The following is an 18267-nucleotide window of genomic DNA, read 5'->3' on the forward strand; positions in this document are numbered from 1 at the left end:
GAATTTTTTTTCATAACGTAACAGTCGAAAATCAGTCAGAAGACATTGAAACTAAAAAAACAACAGTCGAATCTACAATAGAGACGTATATATCAATGCTACGAATCTCCAAAAGGATAGCAATAATGTTTAAATAACCTATAAACAGTATATCCTCCTGTAAACATTAATGTCCTGTACTGCAATTATTTAAAAAGCTGCTGCGCAAAATTGAACAGGTTATTTCTCCATACCGGCCAGGTATGGCCACCAGGATATTCGCTATAAATATGTTTGATCTTTAGCTCATCCAGTTTTGCCAGCATCAGCTGGCAGTTCTTATAGGCGATATCTTCTTTTCCCCCCATTGCAATCCACAGTACTTTCAGGTTGTTATTAATCATGGATGTGTTAGCGCCCATAAAATCGTACTGGGCTGCTGCAATACCGCCCTGCCGGGGTTGCATCCAGCCCGAGCTGAATACCCCCAGGCAGGAAAACAGGTCCGTATTCCGGATGCCGGTATAAAGCGTATGGATGCCTCCCATGGATAAACCCGCCAATGCCCTTTTGGCTGCAACGGTTTCAACACGGAAATTTTTTTCTACCAGGGGAATGATCACTTCCTTCAGTTCCGACTCGAATGTTTTCAGCCCGGATTCATCGAAAGCAGCGCCACCTACGTTGGCATCCGGCATCACGACCAACATTGGTTCGGCTTTTTTGGCGGCAATCAGGTTATCCATGATCAGGTCTGTTTTACCCTGCGTGGCCCAGCCGGTCTCATCTTCACCGCCACCGTGTAAAATATAGAGCACAGGATATTTTCCACCTGTATTTACGTCATAGCCAGGCGGGGTATAGATGTACAACTGCCGCCAGGAGCGGGTGACTTTTGAGAAATATTTCCTGATCCGGACATCTCCGTGTGGCACATCTCTTAATGCGTAATAGTTATCGCCGGTAATGGGTATTTCAATACCACTTGCCATTCTGCCCATGCCGTAAAAAGTTTTACTGGCAGGATCTGCTATGGCCATGTCGTCAATCAATAATGAATAATAGTGAAATCCTTCGCTGATGGAGTCTGTCGTCACTGTCCATAATCCGCCGGTGTCTTTCGTCATGTCATATCTGCGGCCCAGGTCAACCTGCACCTTCTGCGCTTCCGGCGCCTTAACGCGGAAGATTACACGGTGGTCCGGCAATATCTGCGGATATCCGGCAGCACGCACGTTAGTTTCAGCAGGCATGCCCGCCACCGGGTATTTTGAGAACGTGGTGGTATCCACCGGTTTAAAGATCAGCTGGGAAAACATATACAGCCCGTTCTTCCAGACTTTAAAATCGTGTACGCCCGGCTCTATGTAATAGATATGCGGTACATTGTTTTTTTGCAGGTATTCATGGGTGCGTCTGCTGAAGGTGATTAACCCGTCACTGGCGCCGCAGGAGAGCCACAGCAGTTTTATCTGCTGCCTTGCAGCCGCAGGGTCGGGCACCAGCTCCTCCGGCAGTTTTGTATTGGGGGCAGATGAAAAACCACCTATCCATGCAAACTTATCCAGGTTACCGAGGCCAAAATTCAGTGACTGCCCACCTCCCATTGACAGTCCTGCGATGGCGCGGTGGTCCCTGTCGGTGTACACGGGGTAGTTCTTTTGTATATAGGGAATGAGGTCATGTAACAGGTCTTTTTCAAAGGTAGCAAACGCCTGTACTTTGTCGGGCGTCATGATGTTGCCGACGGCCCTGTCATCTTTCATGGCCCTGCCGTTGGGCATAACAACGATCATGGGCTCAATTTTCCCCTGTGCATACAGGTTGTCCAGGATTACCTGGGGCGTGCCGCCGTTTAACCATTCCTTTTCGTCACCACCGATGCCATGCAGCAGGTAAAGCACCGGGTATTTTTTCTGCCGCGAAAATCCGGGGGGCGTATATATCAACGCTTTGCGCTGGTTACCTACTGTTGTGGAATTATACCTGACAGTATCAATCCTGCCGTGTGGTATAGCTGCCTGCGGGGAGTCAAAACCGGGGACTGCCTGCTCAACAACGTTTTGTGTAAAAGCCGGCATGATAAATAATAGAAAAAGGGAAAGACTAAGTACCGTAGTTTTCATATCGTGGAATTTTTCTGTTGTTAAATTAATAAATGTCATTCAAACAAATAATATTATCATTAACGCAATTAAAGCAAAAACGGGTGTTATTTTTCTGCTCTTAATAAGCGGATGTTTTGAATGATGACATCTCCTGAAGTACCGGCGGGAAACCGGATAAAAAGATCATGCTGACCGGACACCTGGCGCAAACTGCCTGTATGCAACTTGTTGTTTCCCGGCTTAACCTGCACCACAGCGATTTGGCGGCCCACTTCCAGGTCGTCAGTGAACAGTTCCAATTTGCCGCCTTTGGTTGCACGGCCCACTATTTCAACAGCCTTCGCTTCACCGGCAGTTCCAAAATCCACTCCCGATATCATCAGCCATCCACCGTTTACAGTAGAATTGGTGACAGCTGTTTCTTCTCCCTCTTTTATTTTCCTGATGCCGTAATAATTGCTGCTTCCCGCCGCAGGCAGCCGGGAGAATCCATCTTTACAAATAAAAAACCGGAAGTCGACCGGGCCTTTTTCCGCAAATAAGCCGACGCTGGTCCCTACCCAGCTGTTAAAATCGGGTTGTGCTTTATCAATGGACGTTGCGCTCACCGGCGCACCAACCGGTTGCCAGTTTTTACCATCCGCGCTAAAGAAGCCGGTCAACTGATGCCCCTGCCGTTCCAGTTTCAGCCAGACATCTTTTCCCTTGCGACAGGGCATTTCCCGCACCGCAGTATCCAATTGCAATAGGACACGTGGGTTATTACCATGGTTATAATAAAGACGGGCAAACACACTTTGTTTTCCGTTGGTAAGATAAATACCGCCATGTGCCTGCGGGATGCGGGCATCCACACTTACCCGGGTAACGGCCGTATAATAATGGTCTGTTTCTTTCTGCAGCAGGTGTGCGCCGGCACTGTCAGGAGACAGGCGTAGCCACCCTTTGCGCTGTGACAGCGAATAGGCCGCAGCGGCGGGTTGCGACAGGAAATGCCACCAGGGCCCCAGGCTGTCGCTGTCAAAACGATCTGTATGCACACTGCGCCATGGCGTGTTATTATTATCCAGTGCTGGTTTTACCACAGGCCCGCTGACCGGTGCCTCTCCCCAGGGGCGGTCGCCTTCCCAGACCACCCGGTAAAGGGAGGTTTGCCGTCCCATACCCGACCAGTCGTCATTGCCATGCTTTTCATAGCTCTGACCTATTGTCCACCAGGTGCCGTCTGCCAGTTGTACAGGTGCGGAAATATGATTGGGGCGCGGGAAGGTATTGTCCGGGTCTGTAATAGGTTTGAAAAAATCACCCAATCGTTCCCACTTAGAGGAATCCGCCGTCAGCGCCGTTGTCCGCAAAACATACTGACCACCGGACACGTCACCGGCAGGGAAATAGTAATAATATCCGTTACGCTTGCACATGACAGGGCCTTCCGCCCAGCTGTACTGCAGTCCGGCATTCATCCAGTCCAGGTTGATGACAGTATCAGTGAGTTGCCCGTCCTGCCCGAGTGCCTGTATCCTGTTTACTTTCTGGCCATTTTTTATCAACATATAGGGCTTGCCATCATCGTCAACAAAAATGGAGTTATCATACCCGAGCGGTCCGGTACGAACATTTTCCCGTACCCGCACCGGGGCGGACCATGGCCCTGCCGGTGATGACGCCTTGGCAAACCATTGCCCATTTGAAGAAAAATAGATCCGGTAAGAACCATAAAAATACGTGATGGCGCCCTGCCATACGCCGGCCCCCGGACGGTCCGTTACCATACCGGTATTCGAAGGCGTCAAAACGCGGCCGATCACTTTCCAGTGTACCAAGTCTTTGGAATGATAGATGGGGAGATAGGGATTAAAATGGAAAGAGGAACCGCAATGATAGAAGTCATCACCCACCTTTAGCAACGTTGGATCAGGATGATCCCCTGGCAAAACCGGATTGACATAGGTATTTACCCCCGAGTAAAAACGTGCGGCGCCCGCATCCGTCACAGGTTGGTGATTGCCTCGCCCTGCCGGGTAATTTTGTTGGGCAAGGCCGTTTTGTATCATCAAATTTAAACATACAATGACAAAAGCAACAGGTCTTAAAAACATTTGACAAACGAATTTTGTGACGACAAGATACCCCTGTGCGCTTCAGCAGAATGCCACAAATGTTGAAATGAAGAGTAAAAATGTTTTGTCCGGGAATATGCTCTTTGGGAATAGAGATGAACAACCAGCTGCGTATGAACATTTGTGTAACAAATTTGGCGATTATTAGCAGTGTTCCATTTTTAAATATGTTTTTTTTGTTTCTCTAACAAAATAACCACGATATGAAAAAACAAAACCCACTAACAAGCGCAACCAGGAAGGTTGCTTTTGGCGCTGCTGCCATTGTTGTACTTGCAGGCGCTACAATTTTAACAGGCTGTAAAAAAGAGGAAAAGACCCAGCCCGATGTAACGGGTATTGAGCGTCCTTCCAAAGCCGTGACCGAAACCTACCAATCGGGTACACATAACGGCTTCTTTTGGTCACTTTGGCAAAGTGATGGCGCCACCGGCACGGTTAATTACGCTAATGGCCCCGGCGGAAACTACAGCGTCAACTGGAATGGATTTAATGGCAATTTTACATGCGGCAAAGGCTATTCGGCAGGTTCTCCATCCTACAAAATAGGCTATAATCTGGGTACTTATTCAAATTCCGGTGGCGGTACTTTCGGCTGGTACGGATGGAGCAGGAACCCCTATTATGAGTATTATGTGAATGAAACGTGGGGTGCAGTGTCACCGCACACCGGCACTTATTTAGGGACATTTGAAAGCGATGGCGCAGGTTATAACGTATGGACCCGTTGGATGACAGGTAAAAATATCGATGGTGGCGATGGCTTCAGACAGATTTACAGCTCCAGGGTCAACAAAGTAAGTACCGGACAAAATCACGTCATTACTTTTGCCAACCACTATAACAAGTGGAGCAGTTTAGGGTATACCCTCGGCCAGTTAAATATTCCGGCTATCATGGTTTCAGAGACCTGGGGCTCTAATACCAACGGCAATATTAACTGTACTATCTGGATGCAATAAACACCGGTTTAAATTAATGACACACAAATACTGCCTGACGACAAGCCAGGCAGTATTTAGTGCGGGTATTTCCGAACCATTCAACCACCAGCTATAATGAGATCAATACCTTATTTTCTTGTATCTTTCATTTTTACGCTTTATGCCTGCGATTCACCCAATTTTAAAAACATCGAAGAAAACAAAAAATATCTAACCGGAAAATGGCATAGATTTTCAATGGAAAATGGATATAGCGAATTTGACATTGATTCGCAATACATCGTTTTTTATAATCAGAAAGTCGGCCGGTTCGGGCTTCCCTACAAAATAGAAAATGATTCCCTGAAATACCTTACCAACCCTTACGCAGCCAAGATCACAGACTACGGTGACTCCATCCTTCTAGAAGGCAACGATAGCACAAAAGCTACTTTATACAGGTTTAAAGAATCGAATGTTCCTTTTAAGGAAATTCCCGAAACAAAAGATTCTTTGTCATTTGCATCTTACATTGCAGGTTTCGACAAAAGATTAATCCGGGCATTTGAAAAAGCCGGGATAAAAATTTCTAATGGTATGGAAAAGCCGGAAGAGCCGCCGTATGAAGAACTATTAAAAAAAAGGCGATAACTGATATGCCATTAACTGTAAAACAAAGCCGGCAGCAAACTAAAAAACTGTTCTTTTTAATCATTAACCTAAAATGTGCAATAATTCTTAGCTTTGGTTACCGGATCGGGTATCTGATCCTAAAAAATAAAAGGACGAAAAGATTGCGAAATGCCTGACATACTTGAAAATTACCTATCCTCAACAGGAGGACTATCAGCAGAGGAAATCAACTTTTCTGCGCAGTTCTTCAAACCGGTCCGTTTAAAAAAAGGTGATTTTTTTGTTCGTGAGGGTGAATCCTGCCGTCATATTGGCTTCATCGCCAGTGGCGGTGTTAAAGCATATGCTACCGACAAAGAAGGAAAGGAAAATATAACCTGCTTCAAATTTGAAAATGAGTTTGTCACCTCGTTCCAGGAGTTTGTGACGCAGGAAAAATCCAGCAGGAGTATCAGGGCCATAGAAGATAGCGTAATCTATAGGATAAGCTACCCGGACTATCAGTATCTGCTTGATCAGGTGGCCGCCTGGAACGGAGTTATAAAATCGGTGATGGAGCAGGAGTATAAGCAAAAGGAACGTTACCTGTTGAATTACAATAACAGGTCAGCGGTGGATAAATACCGTCATGTCCTGTCCAGCGAACCGATGCTCGTTCAACGTGTAGCGACGCAGGACCTGGCATCATACCTGGGCATCACGCAGCGATCGCTTACGAGGGCGAAGGGCGAAATACACAGATCCAACCTATTATAGGACAAATGTCCTTATCCAGCTCTGACTGGCGATGTAGCTTTGCACTAAAAAATGCTACGTCAAATTGCGCCCGAAGTGCTACAGATTCCACTGATGCCACGAAACAGTATCAACTGCTATATTATCGAAGGTGTACTGGTAGACTCCGGAATACGGAGTTCCTATACCACTGTGAGGAAAGCTCTCCGGAAAGTCCCCGTTCATCAACATATACTCACCCATGCGCATGCAGACCACCAGGGCTGTAGCGATCAGATATGTGCAGAGTTCGCGATACCCCTGCTCTGCCATCCCGACGAGGTTTTCAGGACCGAAACCGGCATGGTCACCAACGACTATCCCACTCCGCAACATTGGGTGGCAAAGCTTCAACAAAAATATTGGGCAGGTCAGGGGCATAAAGTTGACCGGACGATTGTTGAAAACGACAGGGTCGGAAACTTCCGGGTAATAGAGACACCCGGACATGCGGCCGGTCATATTTCTTTATTCCGCGAGCGGGATGGTGTACTGATAATCGGAGATGCAGCGGTAAATATGAACCTGCTCACAACAGCAACCGGTTTGCGGCTCCCGCCCAGCATATTCACCACGGACCAGCAACGCAACATCAAATCGCTCAGGAAGTTAGCAGAACTGAACCCGGCCATTATATGCTTCGGTCACGGGCCGGTATTACGAAACACAGATCGGAAGTTTGAGGAATTTGTAGCGAAATGCGGTGCGGGTATTTAAAGGTTGCAATTACGGTTTAAAGGAAGAATCATCTATTGGATAACAATTTTATGACAGATAGCTCTTATCCGCCGGCAAATATTTACTGTAACTGAAATAACTCATCACGCTAATTGAAGGATTGTTTAAATTCTGTTGGCGTCAGGCTTGTCTTCTTTTTAAACAGCTTGTTGAACGACTGCGAATGTTCAAAACCCAATTGATAAGCGATTTCTGAAACAGATAAATTTGTCGTTGTCAGGTACTCCTTAGCCTTGTCAATCAATTTGTCGTGGATATGTTGTTGTGCATTTTGCCCTGTGTGAGAACGTAACATGTCACTTAAATAACGTGGCGAAACATTCAATTTACCCGCCAAATATTCAACTGTAAGGAGCCTATCCTGTGACGTGTCTATTTGTTCAAAATGGTCGTTCAATATATTCTCCATTCGCACGACCAAATCGGTATTTGCAGCTTCTCTTGTAATGAACTGCCGTTTATAAAACCGCTTACTGTAATTGAGCAAAACTTCGATATAAGAAACAATTACATCCTGACTAAAATCGTCAATATTGGCATTAAGTTCTTCTTTTATATTATCAAAGATGGAGAAAACAATCTGCTTTTCCTTGTCAGATACAAACAGCGCCTCATTTGCCGAGTATGAAAAGAAACCGTAATTTTTTATCCTGGTTAAAAGTGAATAATTACGAATAAAATCAGGATGTATAAGCAAAGTAAATCCGGAATAGCTTTCCTCAATTTCTGCGCATGATATAATCTGGTTAGGTGAAACAAAAGATAAACCACCCTCGTCAAAATCATAATAATTCTGTCCGTATTTTATTTTCTCCGGAGTGCTTTCCATGTAAGAAACTTTATAGAAATTCAGCAGCAGTATTTTGGGCAGTTCGCTGTAAGGTATTTTTATATCTGCGTAATTCACTAAACTAACCAATGGATGTAATGGTTTCGGGAAACCCAACAGCTTATGAAATTCCGAAATGGAATTGAATCTTTGGGGTATATTGTTATCTTTTTTCATGACAACAAATTTAAACTATTTCCACTAAACACCATTTAATGCTATGTCTATTCAGGAGAAACTGAAAGCATCACCGCAAGCGAGTCCATATAATCACGCCAATGAGTTATTTTCCTGTCTTTAATGGTTACGATAGAACAGAAACGATTATCATAAGCCTTGCCTGTCGATGGAACAGTCCCATGAACCTGATATTCCAATACGATTACATTTTCCGGATTTACAGATTTATATATCCGTAAATTGTCAGAAGAATGAAGAACATTGCTATATCCGCCAAACCAGTCCATATATGCTTTGCGCCCCTTAATCTCATTAGTAAATCCAGGAATGTTGTACAGGAATTCAAACACGGCATTTTCTGCCACGGCATCCCAAAAATGTTCTCCGTCAACTTCTCCTTTCAGTCCCTCCATTACAATTCTGTAAAATGGTTCTGAATTTTTGTTAAATGCGGGATGATTTCTATCTACTTTTCCCGCCATGGTTGTTTTCTTTTCCATAGTAAAAGAAATTTTTTCTGTTTAAAAATTATAAAGAATTATACAATGGCAGGAATACCTCTTGTATAAAAACCTCTGCCGATGTTGGGGATGTGTTTTCAGCAGTTCTTTTTTCGTAGTTCATCACCCCGGTTTTCAGAGAATTTTCCATACCAGTTATATCTTTAGCGACATCAGCAGAAAGACCTTGTTCAACCATTGCCTGCATTGACTGTTCAACCGGGAATTGAATATACTGCAATTCCGGCTTCCCAATCGCCTTGCCGATAATTCCGGTTATTTCTTTAAATGAGTAATTTCTTTGCCCAAGTATTGCCCGAACACTTTTTCCAGCGAAATCCAGCTTGGTCAGATAAGCTGCCGCAACCACCGCAATATCCTTTGTTGCAACCATTGGAATTTCGTGGTCTGCATCGGCAGTAGTGCCATTTATCCCCATTTGTTTTATTAGTTGCGCATTTAACAGCGTATTATCCAAAAAATAAGCCGGGCGCAAATGCAATACATTAACATCATTTAGTTGGTTTAATTTCACCTCCTGTTCGGCAAGACCACCAATAAGACCATTACCTTCGTGCATGTGACCTCCGCAACTACTTAGGTTTACAATATATTTTATCCCAGACTTTTTAACCGCTTCAATAACAGCATCTCCAACTTTTCGCTGAAACACCCGATAGCTGGCAGCGCCAAAATCAGGTGGTGTCATGACATAAGCACCATCGGCGTTACGAAATGCTTCAGTTAATGCATTCACATCTGTAATGTCTGCCGGAATTACTTCAGCACCCATATCCTTAAACCTTTTTAGCTTGCTATCCGTTTGAGCAATTAATTTTAAACGGAATCCATCTTTCAGAAGGATTTCCGAAATCTTACTGCCAACCTTTCCGGTTGCGCCTAATAATGCGATTGTTTTTTTCATATTCCTGACTTTGATTTTTGTTTGGATTTGACAATACAAAATTGTGCAGAAATTATTACTCTTCTGTTGCCAGATTGAGTTAGGTTGTATCCAAAATGACGATAGATGGATTAAATGATATACCAGCCCCCTTGTCCACTACTTAAATAAATGAGATAAAAACAGCATTTTTTTAACTGCGATGGCCGCAGTCGTTGATTATCAACTATGTCAGAGATACCGGTCGTTTCCCCGAAATTGAATCTGGTTTGAACTGCGTAAATACGCCGTTGTTATGTTAGGATACAACAAGACAATGTCTGATGATGTTGACAGTATTGTGGGGTCAATAAAAAAGCTTCTCATCTTTCAAACTTCGGCGCCCCATTGCTGAGCGGCCAGCATATTGGTGTGGGTATTTCAGATGGTACAGGCGCAGGGTGGCTCTGCAGGTTTAAAACTGACAGGCCGGGCAAATACGTCGTCAGGATGTAGCGTATTAACAAGTTGGATAATCCCAGCGCCATCCAGGGAGCGCCGGTGACGGGGAATGGTATAGCCGTACCTCTCCCCTTACCGATATTGGTCTCCTCCAGCAGCCCCAGGCCCGGGTATAAGAATGCGTTGGCATTTGCCACCGTACAACCCCGGGACCTGTTTACCGGACTTGCGCAATACCTGAGTGGTAGTTCTTCTAATCCAATTTCACTGCTTTGAAGTAATCCGCCTGCATAGTGGAGTTTTTGGAGATCGCAAACCCCGACTTATCAAGTGACCCACCGGTAGATGGCATATTAAACACTTCCTGGGTATTGATATAAAAGTGAAGCGAACCATTAACCAATGTGATGCGAAGCGTATTAAAGTCGCTATTCCGGATCGCGCTGTTCGATACCCAGTCTTTATACACAACGAATGGCTTATCTGTTCCGTTCGGGTATCCCCATATGGTATAATACCCATCATATGATATTCCAAAATAATAACGCACATTGCTGTTGTTATTTTCTTTGGATCCCCAAATCAGTCCTCCGCTTCCATCACTGCTGCTACCGGTTGTGCTTAGTTTTACACTTGCCTCCACAGCGGTACCGCCATCAACGCCTGAAAAAACAGCCCAGGTCCAGACATCCCTCCCCTGCGAGCCTCCCACCAGGGTATAGTATCCGTTGCTGATGGTTGCCATTGCCCCGGCACTGCCAAGGGCCCCTACAGACCAATGTCCGTCCTCACTGCTAAAATCCGCTTCATACAGGACTGTCTCTCTGGGTTTAACATTGTCTTTCTTACAGGAGGCGAAGATGGCTGCAACTAAAAATACGACTGCAAAGATGGGGGTATATTTCATTTGATTATCTTTGTATTCAAAGTTGGGCATCAGCTGCCATCCTAACAATACTCCCCTGGGAGTATTTTAAACCGGTACTTTTATATTTCTCAGGAAATTTCTGTAACATTACGTCGCAATCTTTTACCAGGTGACCCGCCTATCTCTTTTCCTTATTGCGTGCATTTGCAGCACAGTAGTACTGATGGCACAACCATACCAGCAACAAGTTGACAGTTTACATAAGTTGCTGCAAAAGGCCACCAGCGACACGACCCGCATTCGTTTACTGCGCGGTCTGGCACTCGCCTATGCCCAGATGAATGAAGGGGAAAAAGCTATCCGGATCGGAAATGAGGCTTTATCACTTTGCCGGCAAAAGCACCTGAAATTTGAAGAAGCCAGGACCCGATACAGCCTCGGTACGGTTTACCTGTACCTGCAAAATACGGACAGCGCGATCGCACATTATAGCATAACCAGACAATTAATAGAGAACGAGTCTGGCCCTGATGCAAAAAAACTTTATGCGCGCACTTTGGGGAACCTGTCAAATGCTTATAGCCTGAAAGGTTTCGAAGGTATTTCATTACAGTTGCTGATTTCGGCGCTACCCATATTCGAAGAAATGTCAGATACCGGGTCGTACGCAATTACCTTGCATAATATTGCCAATAAATTCCTCAATGCAAACGAATTCAGGAAGGCATATCCTTATTTTTTAAAAAGCGTTTCACTTATTGAAAAAGACCCTTCCGTCCCCGGAAAGGCAGGGTTATACCTGTCAGTAGCCTATCTGATGCTTGAACTGGACAGCATGGACCGCGTAAAACATTACCTCGATAAGGCAGAACAGGCATTGACAGCTGTCGGCCAGACACGGGAATGGTCAAATTATTATGCTTATAAAGCATCTTATTACACCAAATCAGGGAAATTTTCGCTTGCCGACTCCTTATGCAGAAAGGCCATCGCACAGCAGGCAGTGTATCCTGACAGGATGAATTTACACAATGCCTATTCCATGCTTCAGGAAAACTTCTTTGTCCAACGCCGTTACCGGGAGGCAAAGGTATATGCAGCGCTCATCAACAGAATGGCCAGGGAGGACAATATACCCACATTTCTGATTGCTTCACTTCATGATCTATCAGACCTTTCCAAAAAAACGGGAAATATTACTGATGCTTACCGGTATCTTTCTGAGTATACGCAGTTGAAGGACAGTATCGACAAGAAAGAGGCAGCTATTAAGCTAAGTGAAATGGAGATGCAATTCCAGTCTTCCAGAAAAGAACAGCAGATATTCGAGCTGCAAAGCAGGGCAAAGATGCAGAAGCTTCTGTTATGGGGTATCGTTATCCCCCTGATACTCGTTATACTTTTTTTCCTCTACCTGTTCAAACAGAGAAAAGTGCGGACCCTCCAGCAACTGCAGTCATTGGAGCAGCAGCGGCAGATAGAAGTCACACAGGCCCTGCTTACAGGGGAGGAAAAAGAACGCCACCGCCTGGCCCGGGACCTGCACGATGGTTTAGGGGGTATGCTGGCCGGCGTAAAGCTTAATCTCTCACGGATGGCCGAAGAAGAGGCGCTACAAAACACAGCACTGCATTCCGCCATTGATCAATTGGGCTCCTCTGTCAATGAACTCCGTCGGATAGCCCGCAATATGATGCCGGAATCATTGCTCAAATCCGGTTTGCAGACAGCGCTTAAAGAACTATGTGAAAACAGCATGTCTCCAAAAGTACAGATCATATTCCATGCATTCAATATAAACGTGAACATACCATCGCAAATACAGATTATTATATACCGTATGATACAGGAGATTCTGGGCAATGCTGTAAAACACTCCGGCGCCGGCTGGATCATGGTGCAATGCAGCCAGGCGGAGGATACCTTTTTTATTACCGTAGAGGACAACGGTAAAGGATTTGATGCCGCACAGGAATATGAAGGTATGGGATTACACAATATCCGCAGCCGTGTAACCTTCCTGAAAGGCAATATTCATATCGATTCTTCAGACAATGGTACCATTATTAATATTGAACTAAATGTGGCAGTATAACCCCAACATAAGCATCGCTATTGTAGATGATCACCCTGTTGTAATAGAAGGACTGAAAAATCTGCTGGAAGCAGAATATGGCTTTTGTGTAAAAGCGCGGTTCACCACTGGCGGCGACTTATTGTCCTACCTGAAAGATAATACGGTAGACATTGTCCTGCTGGATATTACCCTGCCTGATGGCAGCGGCATCCACTTTTGCAAAGAAATATGCAGACGGTATCCCGAAATGAAAATACTGGCCATCAGCAACCTGAGCGAAAGGAGCATTATCCGGCTGATGTTACAAAGCGGCGCCCATGGTTACCTGCTCAAAACTGCCACGGCAAAAGATATCCTGGAATGTATCCGGCATGCACTTGAAGGCGGTACCGCACTGAGCGGCGAGGTCAAGGCGATCATGTCCGGTCCGGAACTGGGAACTATTACAGATACCCCGAACCTTACCAAAAGGGAGAAGCAGATTTTGCAGCTATTGGCTGAAGGGAAGAAGTCTGCCCAAATAGCGGAGGAACTGTTTATAAGTCCCCTCACCGTAAAGACACATCGCGCAACATTACTTCAGAAATTCCAGACCAATAATATAGTGACGCTTATCAAACTGGCAAAAGAATACCAGTTGCTCTGACCCTAAAAAATACTCCCCAGGGAGTATTGTTCTGACACGTTATCTTCCGCAATTTTGGGTACAGGATCTTCTCCGGTGCTCTAACCCTCATTACCCCTATAAATTAATCGAAATGAAGATGCAGCCTCCATTGTACCATTCATTCCTTGCATTATTACTGCTGTGCTGCAGTTGCAGCAAGAAAAATGATAATCCCGGCCCGGACAACGGCGGGGCAAACCGGAATTACGGCGCCGGCGTAATTTATTACGACTGGGCCAATGATGGTATACTGAAATTCAAACTGCAGAACGGGACCATATCGGTGCAGCGGCAGCATACTTCAGGTGATAACGGATGGGACATCAGCCTGGATGGAACAAAGATGCTGCAGTCCATAGACAATCCGGACGACTACGATTCGGAGATTTACATGCTGATGAACGTCGCCGATGGCACGGTGGTAAGTAAATTTGTGAGACAATCCGGCTATGCCAGTCATACTCACCCGCTTCTATCGCCGGATATGCAACTGATTGCCGTACCACCCACTTTTGATGATGGATTGATAGTCCTGGACACGAAAGGAAAAATACTGTATAACCTTGCCACTTACCAGGGAAAGAAGATTGAAGGAAACGTTAATTGGATGCCGGACAAGACCCTGGTTTTCAGCATCGGCAATAACCTGTACCGTACCAACAGCACTTTTACGCAGGCCACGCTTGTCAAAACATTTAGTTTCAGCGAATGGGGTTATCTCTCTGTTAGCCGCGACGGCAGCAAAATGGCATTGGCAGCAAGCAACCATATCTGGATGATGAATGCTGACGGCAGCAACCTTGTCCAGGTGACCAGCAGCGATAACGTAGAGATAATGCCCCTCTTTTCTCCGGATGGCAAATATCTGCTGGTAGGAACAAATTACCGGGCCACCGGCCCTTACTCACATATATGGAATATGGCAGTGATCCCCGCGGACGGGCGGCGCTATAATGTAAACGAAGGCGCGGACGGGAATGTAGTACCACTTGTAAAGCAAGGAGGAGATTCGCCAGAGACATGTGACGAAGAGATGTGCTGGCGTTAGGCAACTGCCTCCAAAGTACGGGAAAGAAATCGGGGTTATACAAAAAGAACTCGACTAAACGCTCAACTAAAAAACAAAACCCGCGACCAGCGCGAGGTTTGTAAGCTGTCTGTGATCCCTACGGTACAAAACTCAAACTTATTTATGTACGATTTACGTAAATTGGCATAAAGAAAAAATTAAAATGGCATTACAATCGAATACAAGAGGATGAAATATACACAAATACAGCCGGCTACGAAGTTGCGACCATACATACGCCATTTCGGTTTACTGGAAAGTAACGGCCGTTGTGATCAAATAAAAACATTTAAGATAATTGCAGACGCCAACCCTGGCCTGGTATTTCAGGAAACCACCTGTTTTATTGGTATTAATAATGAAAAGTTACCTCCACTTTATCTGCATGGTCTGACAAGTTCTAATTCGCAAAAAACAGTCAGCGATGGCTATTGCAACCTTATCGTATGTTTTCAGACCAATGCCATTAAATCAATTTTCGGAATTGATGCTAATGAGTTAACAGATAGTTATTTTCATTTAGATGATATTGTAAAAAACAACTTAACAGCGCAATTGCTGGAAGAGAGACGTTTAAATAAAAGAATTACTATTATCTCCGATTTCATCTCACAGTTGATTACAAAAAATAAGCATCGTGAAAATCTTTACGCTTCATATGCTGTAGCAAATTTGAATATAAACAACGACGATGGATTACATAGAATTCAGACAGAACTTAACATTACAGAACGTTCTTTGCAAAGGATGTTTAAAACGAATATAGGCATACCTCCAAAGTTATACTTTCGTATTTGCCGCTTTCAGGCAGCGCTGGACCATATTCGTAGCCGGAAATTTACATCTTATACTAAAATAGCCTATCAGCATTCTTATGCGGACCAGGCACATTTTATCCGTGATTTTAAATCGTTTACTGGCACTACACCGAAATTGTTTTCGCAGCAGGCAAATGAACAAGTATTAAATTTTCCGGAATGGTTGTCTTAAAAATGTCGGGTTTGTTCAATTTTCCTTTTTTCCGTTAAGATAGTTTTGAGCCATAATTCAAAATTTTTTCAAAATGGAAAATAATAAAATTACCGTTTTTGGTGCATCTGGCAATATCGGTTCATTGCTGGTCCACCTGTTATACAAAGCCCAAATTGAAACAATCGCAGTAACCCGGAACTGCCATAATACTACTGACTTCCCCTTTGTACAATGGGTACAGGCAGATATGTCCCATAAGGAAAGTTTGTATGCGACAATGGAAAACAGTAAGGCTGTTTTTTTATTATCTGGAAATAGCCCCACAGTTGTAGAAGATCAAAAAAATGTGATTGATGTGGCAAAAGAAATGGGGATTAAGCATATTGTGAAGCTGTCCTCAGGTGCCGCTGACCTCAACTCCAGGCTTTATATACCACGTAGCCACGGACAGATCGAAAATTATTTAATTGCATCTGGAATCCATTATACGATCCTACGTCCCAATGGAATTATGCAGAATTGGTTAGGTGAAATAGCCGATGCAGTGTGTAAGGAACGGAAATTCTATGAAGCAACCGGTGATGGAAAGAGAGCACATGTAGATAGGAGGGATATTTCAGATGTGGCTTTTAAATGTCTGACGGTACCCGAAACTCACTTTGATAAAATATATCTCCTCACCAGCGATAAGGCAGTAAACTATTATGATGTTGCGACGGCCATCAGCAATGTTATTCATGAAAAAGTGATCTACTGTCCTATTTCTTTTGAACAGGCAAAGCAGGATATGGAAGAAAAGAACATACCGGCCGCATTAATCGAAACTTTTCTGGCTTACGACGCTGAACAGCGTAATGGAGAAACTGAAATTGTTACAGACTGTGTAAGGACAATACTGGGTTGTCCACCACGAACCTTAGAAGTTTTTATTGCAGATCATGCTACATACTTCAAATAACAGATTTATGCTGAAATCTGCACAAATATTTTACAACTTCGCTGGAGCGACTTCCAACGGAACTAAAAAGGGCAGGCTTTCAGTTTCGAGAGCTTGTCCTAAGTGATGATACCACTTATCTTAGTAAATGTTGATTAGTCTGTATAAAGTACGGGAAAGAAATCGGGGCAATACAAAAGGAACTCAACTAAAAAAGCAAAACCTGCGACCAGCGCAGGTTTTAGAAGTTGTCTGTGATCCCGCTGGGATTACCGCTGTCATTTTCCACTAGACAGCAAACTACTTAACACTACAATAACTCTATGATTTTCAACATTCTATAACATCGTGGTGTTTTTCTGTAAACTACCTTTATAGAGGCCGACACAATTTTTATAGAGTAAATTATAGAGTAACTATGTTTCCAGTCAAACCAGTATGCAAAAAGAAATTTGTACGCAGGGACGGCACAAGCGTAATTTTCATCCAATACTGCCATTCCATTGATAAGCGTACCCTTTTAAATTCAGGTATAGCTATCCCTCCTTCGTGCTGGAACCTTAAACGGCAACGGATAGACGACAACCTACCTGAAAATTACGGCAAGGCAGCAGCACTTAATGAACAACTTCAACGGGCCATTAGAAGTGTGCAGGACATACTAAATTTTGCTATAAAGGAAAAAATAACTGACCCTCTCTCATTCCTTAAAACGACTTTCAAACCGGGATTTGACATTGCTACGCTTACTCAAAAGGCCCAACAGGCCGCGGCCCTCGACCCTAAAACCAATCTTGATCTGATTTTCCAGATAGAGGACTACATCAAATGCAAGCGGGATAAGGTTTCGGCGGGTATGCTGAACGTGTATAAGAACATGAAAGACCACATGGCGGCCTTTCAGGAACACCGGGAAGCCGCTATCACATTCGATTCCTTTGACTTTAACCTGTATGAAAGCCTTGTCAATTATCTGACTTACGACTATGTTCAACGCCGGAGATCGGAGGTTATTGACGGTAAAAAGGAACAGATAAAAGGGCTAAAAACCTCCACCGTAGGCAAAACTATTAAACAGCTTCGTATATTCCTGCGGGATAGAATGCGCCGTAAAATTATCGCTCCTATTGACCTATCCGATTTTAAAATACTGGACGAGGACGCCGATGCCGTATACCTGTCTTGGCCCGAAATTAACCGGATTTATCAGGCAGACCTATCCAAAAAGCCCCATCTGACAAAGTACCGGGACTTATTTGTACTTGGCTGCCTGACAGGGCTAAGGTTTTCCGATTTTTCGTCTATCCAGCCGGAGGACGTACGGAAAGGGTCATTATATAAGAAACAAGAAAAATCTGACCATTGGGTAGTTGTACCACTGAGGGACGCGGCGGAGGAAATATTGCTTAAACGCTTTAACCGCCAGATTCCCGCGGTCAGTAACCCCGAATTTAACCGACATATCAAAGAAGTAGCACAACTGGCGGGCATTTGCGAGTTAATAAAGTTCTCCCATAAAAAGGGAAATAAAGACATAGTACAGGTAAA

Annotated in this window: 17 protein-coding genes; 10 read left to right on the forward strand and 7 right to left on the reverse strand. The window is 44.3% G+C overall.

The genetic code is table 11. The features are described from left to right. Positions 1–185: 185 nt before the first annotated feature. Positions 186–2105, reverse strand: a complete 1920-nt coding sequence (locus ACTJJS_RS32450; protein WP_440668093.1) for an alpha/beta hydrolase-fold protein — start codon at positions 2103–2105, stop codon at positions 186–188. Between the two features lie 86 nt (positions 2106–2191). After that, complete coding sequence (locus ACTJJS_RS32455; protein ID WP_440668119.1) at positions 2192–4141, reverse strand: family 43 glycosylhydrolase; 1950 nt, start codon at positions 4139–4141, stop codon at positions 2192–2194. A gap of 269 nt (positions 4142–4410) precedes the next feature. Here ACTJJS_RS32455 and ACTJJS_RS32460 point away from each other — a divergent pair, with 269 nt between their 5' ends. The 4 genes from ACTJJS_RS32460 (at position 4411) to ACTJJS_RS32475 (ending at position 7254) form a co-directional block, all read left to right on the forward strand. Then, positions 4411–5169 carry a glycoside hydrolase family 11 protein gene (locus tag ACTJJS_RS32460; protein ID WP_440668095.1) on the forward strand — a complete coding sequence of 253 codons (759 nt, stop codon included), beginning with the start codon at positions 4411–4413 and terminating at the stop codon, positions 5167–5169. 96 nt (positions 5170–5265) lie between these two features. Next, positions 5266–5781: a hypothetical protein gene (locus ACTJJS_RS32465; protein ID WP_440668097.1), complete on the forward strand. Its 516-nt coding sequence runs from the start codon at positions 5266–5268 to the stop codon at positions 5779–5781. Between the two features lie 150 nt (positions 5782–5931). Then, complete coding sequence (locus ACTJJS_RS32470) at positions 5932–6519, forward strand: Crp/Fnr family transcriptional regulator (protein WP_440668099.1); 588 nt, start codon at positions 5932–5934, stop codon at positions 6517–6519. Between the two features lie 51 nt (positions 6520–6570). Beyond that, positions 6571–7254, forward strand: coding sequence for an MBL fold metallo-hydrolase (locus tag ACTJJS_RS32475; RefSeq protein ID WP_440668100.1), 684 nt, complete (start codon positions 6571–6573; stop codon positions 7252–7254). A gap of 109 nt (positions 7255–7363) precedes the next feature. Here ACTJJS_RS32475 and ACTJJS_RS32480 read toward each other — a convergent pair whose 3' ends face one another. From ACTJJS_RS32480 to ACTJJS_RS32500, 5 genes are all read right to left on the reverse strand, one after another. Continuing rightward, positions 7364–8281 (reverse strand): helix-turn-helix domain-containing protein, encoded by a 918-nt coding sequence (locus ACTJJS_RS32480; protein WP_440668101.1) that lies wholly within the window; start codon positions 8279–8281, stop codon positions 7364–7366. A 47-nt stretch (positions 8282–8328) separates the two neighbouring features. Next, a complete protein-coding gene (locus ACTJJS_RS32485) occupies positions 8329–8784 on the reverse strand; it encodes a nuclear transport factor 2 family protein (protein ID WP_440668103.1) in 456 nt (151 codons plus the stop codon). A gap of 28 nt (positions 8785–8812) precedes the next feature. Beyond that, entirely contained in the window at positions 8813–9709 is an 897-nt protein-coding gene (locus ACTJJS_RS32490) for an NmrA family NAD(P)-binding protein (RefSeq protein ID WP_440668105.1), read from the reverse strand. Between the two features lie 341 nt (positions 9710–10050). Beyond that, the gene (locus tag ACTJJS_RS32495) at positions 10051–10326 is read right to left on the reverse strand and encodes a hypothetical protein (protein ID WP_440668106.1); all 276 of its coding nucleotides are present in this window, start codon (positions 10324–10326) and stop codon (positions 10051–10053) included. Between the two features lie 56 nt (positions 10327–10382). Beyond that, the gene (locus ACTJJS_RS32500) at positions 10383–11036 is read right to left on the reverse strand and encodes a hypothetical protein (protein ID WP_440668108.1); all 654 of its coding nucleotides are present in this window, start codon (positions 11034–11036) and stop codon (positions 10383–10385) included. 184 nt (positions 11037–11220) lie between these two features. Between ACTJJS_RS32500 and ACTJJS_RS32505 the strand changes: the two genes are divergently transcribed. From ACTJJS_RS32505 to ACTJJS_RS32530, 6 genes are all read left to right on the forward strand, one after another. Continuing rightward, positions 11221–13092, forward strand: coding sequence for a tetratricopeptide repeat-containing sensor histidine kinase (locus ACTJJS_RS32505; RefSeq protein WP_440668109.1), 1872 nt, complete (start codon positions 11221–11223; stop codon positions 13090–13092). Next, on the forward strand, positions 13079–13720 hold the full coding sequence (locus ACTJJS_RS32510; RefSeq protein WP_440668111.1) for a response regulator: 642 nt from the start codon (positions 13079–13081) through the stop codon (positions 13718–13720). The genes ACTJJS_RS32505 and ACTJJS_RS32510 overlap by 14 nt, the downstream gene beginning before the upstream one ends. Positions 13721–13832: 112 nt before the next feature. Next, positions 13833–14789, forward strand: a complete 957-nt coding sequence (locus tag ACTJJS_RS32515; protein WP_440668113.1) for a TolB family protein — start codon at positions 13833–13835, stop codon at positions 14787–14789. A 210-nt stretch (positions 14790–14999) separates the two neighbouring features. Next, the gene (locus ACTJJS_RS32520) at positions 15000–15800 is read left to right on the forward strand and encodes a helix-turn-helix domain-containing protein (RefSeq protein ID WP_440668115.1); all 801 of its coding nucleotides are present in this window, start codon (positions 15000–15002) and stop codon (positions 15798–15800) included. 73 nt (positions 15801–15873) lie between these two features. Next, positions 15874–16740, forward strand: coding sequence for an NmrA family NAD(P)-binding protein (locus ACTJJS_RS32525; protein WP_440668117.1), 867 nt, complete (start codon positions 15874–15876; stop codon positions 16738–16740). Between the two features lie 397 nt (positions 16741–17137). Next, positions 17138–18267: phage integrase SAM-like domain-containing protein (locus ACTJJS_RS32530; protein WP_440667441.1), on the forward strand; the 1130-nt coding region annotated here is incomplete at its 3' end.

Origin of the sequence: Chitinophaga sp. 22308 (assembly GCF_052045305.1) — a bacterium.
GTDB classification, from domain to species: Bacteria; Bacteroidota; Bacteroidia; order Chitinophagales; family Chitinophagaceae; genus Chitinophaga; species Chitinophaga varians_A.

What these genes read in the sequence shown, in the direction of transcription:
- ACTJJS_RS32450 (WP_440668093.1), bottom strand. Translation starts at nt 2,105, where the DNA reads ATGAAAACTACGGTACTTAGTCTTTCCCTTTTTCTATTATTTATCATG.
- ACTJJS_RS32455 (WP_440668119.1), bottom strand. Translation starts at nt 4,141, where the DNA reads ATGATACAAAACGGCCTTGCCCAACAAAATTACCCGGCAGGGCGAGGC.
- ACTJJS_RS32460 (WP_440668095.1), top strand. Translation starts at nt 4,411, where the DNA reads ATGAAAAAACAAAACCCACTAACAAGCGCAACCAGGAAGGTTGCTTTT.
- ACTJJS_RS32465 (WP_440668097.1), top strand. Translation starts at nt 5,266, where the DNA reads ATGAGATCAATACCTTATTTTCTTGTATCTTTCATTTTTACGCTTTAT.
- ACTJJS_RS32470 (WP_440668099.1), top strand. Translation starts at nt 5,932, where the DNA reads ATGCCTGACATACTTGAAAATTACCTATCCTCAACAGGAGGACTATCA.
- ACTJJS_RS32475 (WP_440668100.1), top strand. Translation starts at nt 6,571, where the DNA reads ATGCTACGTCAAATTGCGCCCGAAGTGCTACAGATTCCACTGATGCCA.
- ACTJJS_RS32480 (WP_440668101.1), bottom strand. Translation starts at nt 8,281, where the DNA reads ATGAAAAAAGATAACAATATACCCCAAAGATTCAATTCCATTTCGGAA.
- ACTJJS_RS32485 (WP_440668103.1), bottom strand. Translation starts at nt 8,784, where the DNA reads ATGGAAAAGAAAACAACCATGGCGGGAAAAGTAGATAGAAATCATCCC.
- ACTJJS_RS32490 (WP_440668105.1), bottom strand. Translation starts at nt 9,709, where the DNA reads ATGAAAAAAACAATCGCATTATTAGGCGCAACCGGAAAGGTTGGCAGT.
- ACTJJS_RS32500 (WP_440668108.1), bottom strand. Translation starts at nt 11,036, where the DNA reads ATGAAATATACCCCCATCTTTGCAGTCGTATTTTTAGTTGCAGCCATC.
- ACTJJS_RS32505 (WP_440668109.1), top strand. Translation starts at nt 11,221, where the DNA reads ATGGCACAACCATACCAGCAACAAGTTGACAGTTTACATAAGTTGCTG.
- ACTJJS_RS32510 (WP_440668111.1), top strand. Translation starts at nt 13,079, where the DNA reads ATGTGGCAGTATAACCCCAACATAAGCATCGCTATTGTAGATGATCAC.
- ACTJJS_RS32515 (WP_440668113.1), top strand. Translation starts at nt 13,833, where the DNA reads ATGAAGATGCAGCCTCCATTGTACCATTCATTCCTTGCATTATTACTG.
- ACTJJS_RS32520 (WP_440668115.1), top strand. Translation starts at nt 15,000, where the DNA reads ATGAAATATACACAAATACAGCCGGCTACGAAGTTGCGACCATACATA.
- ACTJJS_RS32525 (WP_440668117.1), top strand. Translation starts at nt 15,874, where the DNA reads ATGGAAAATAATAAAATTACCGTTTTTGGTGCATCTGGCAATATCGGT.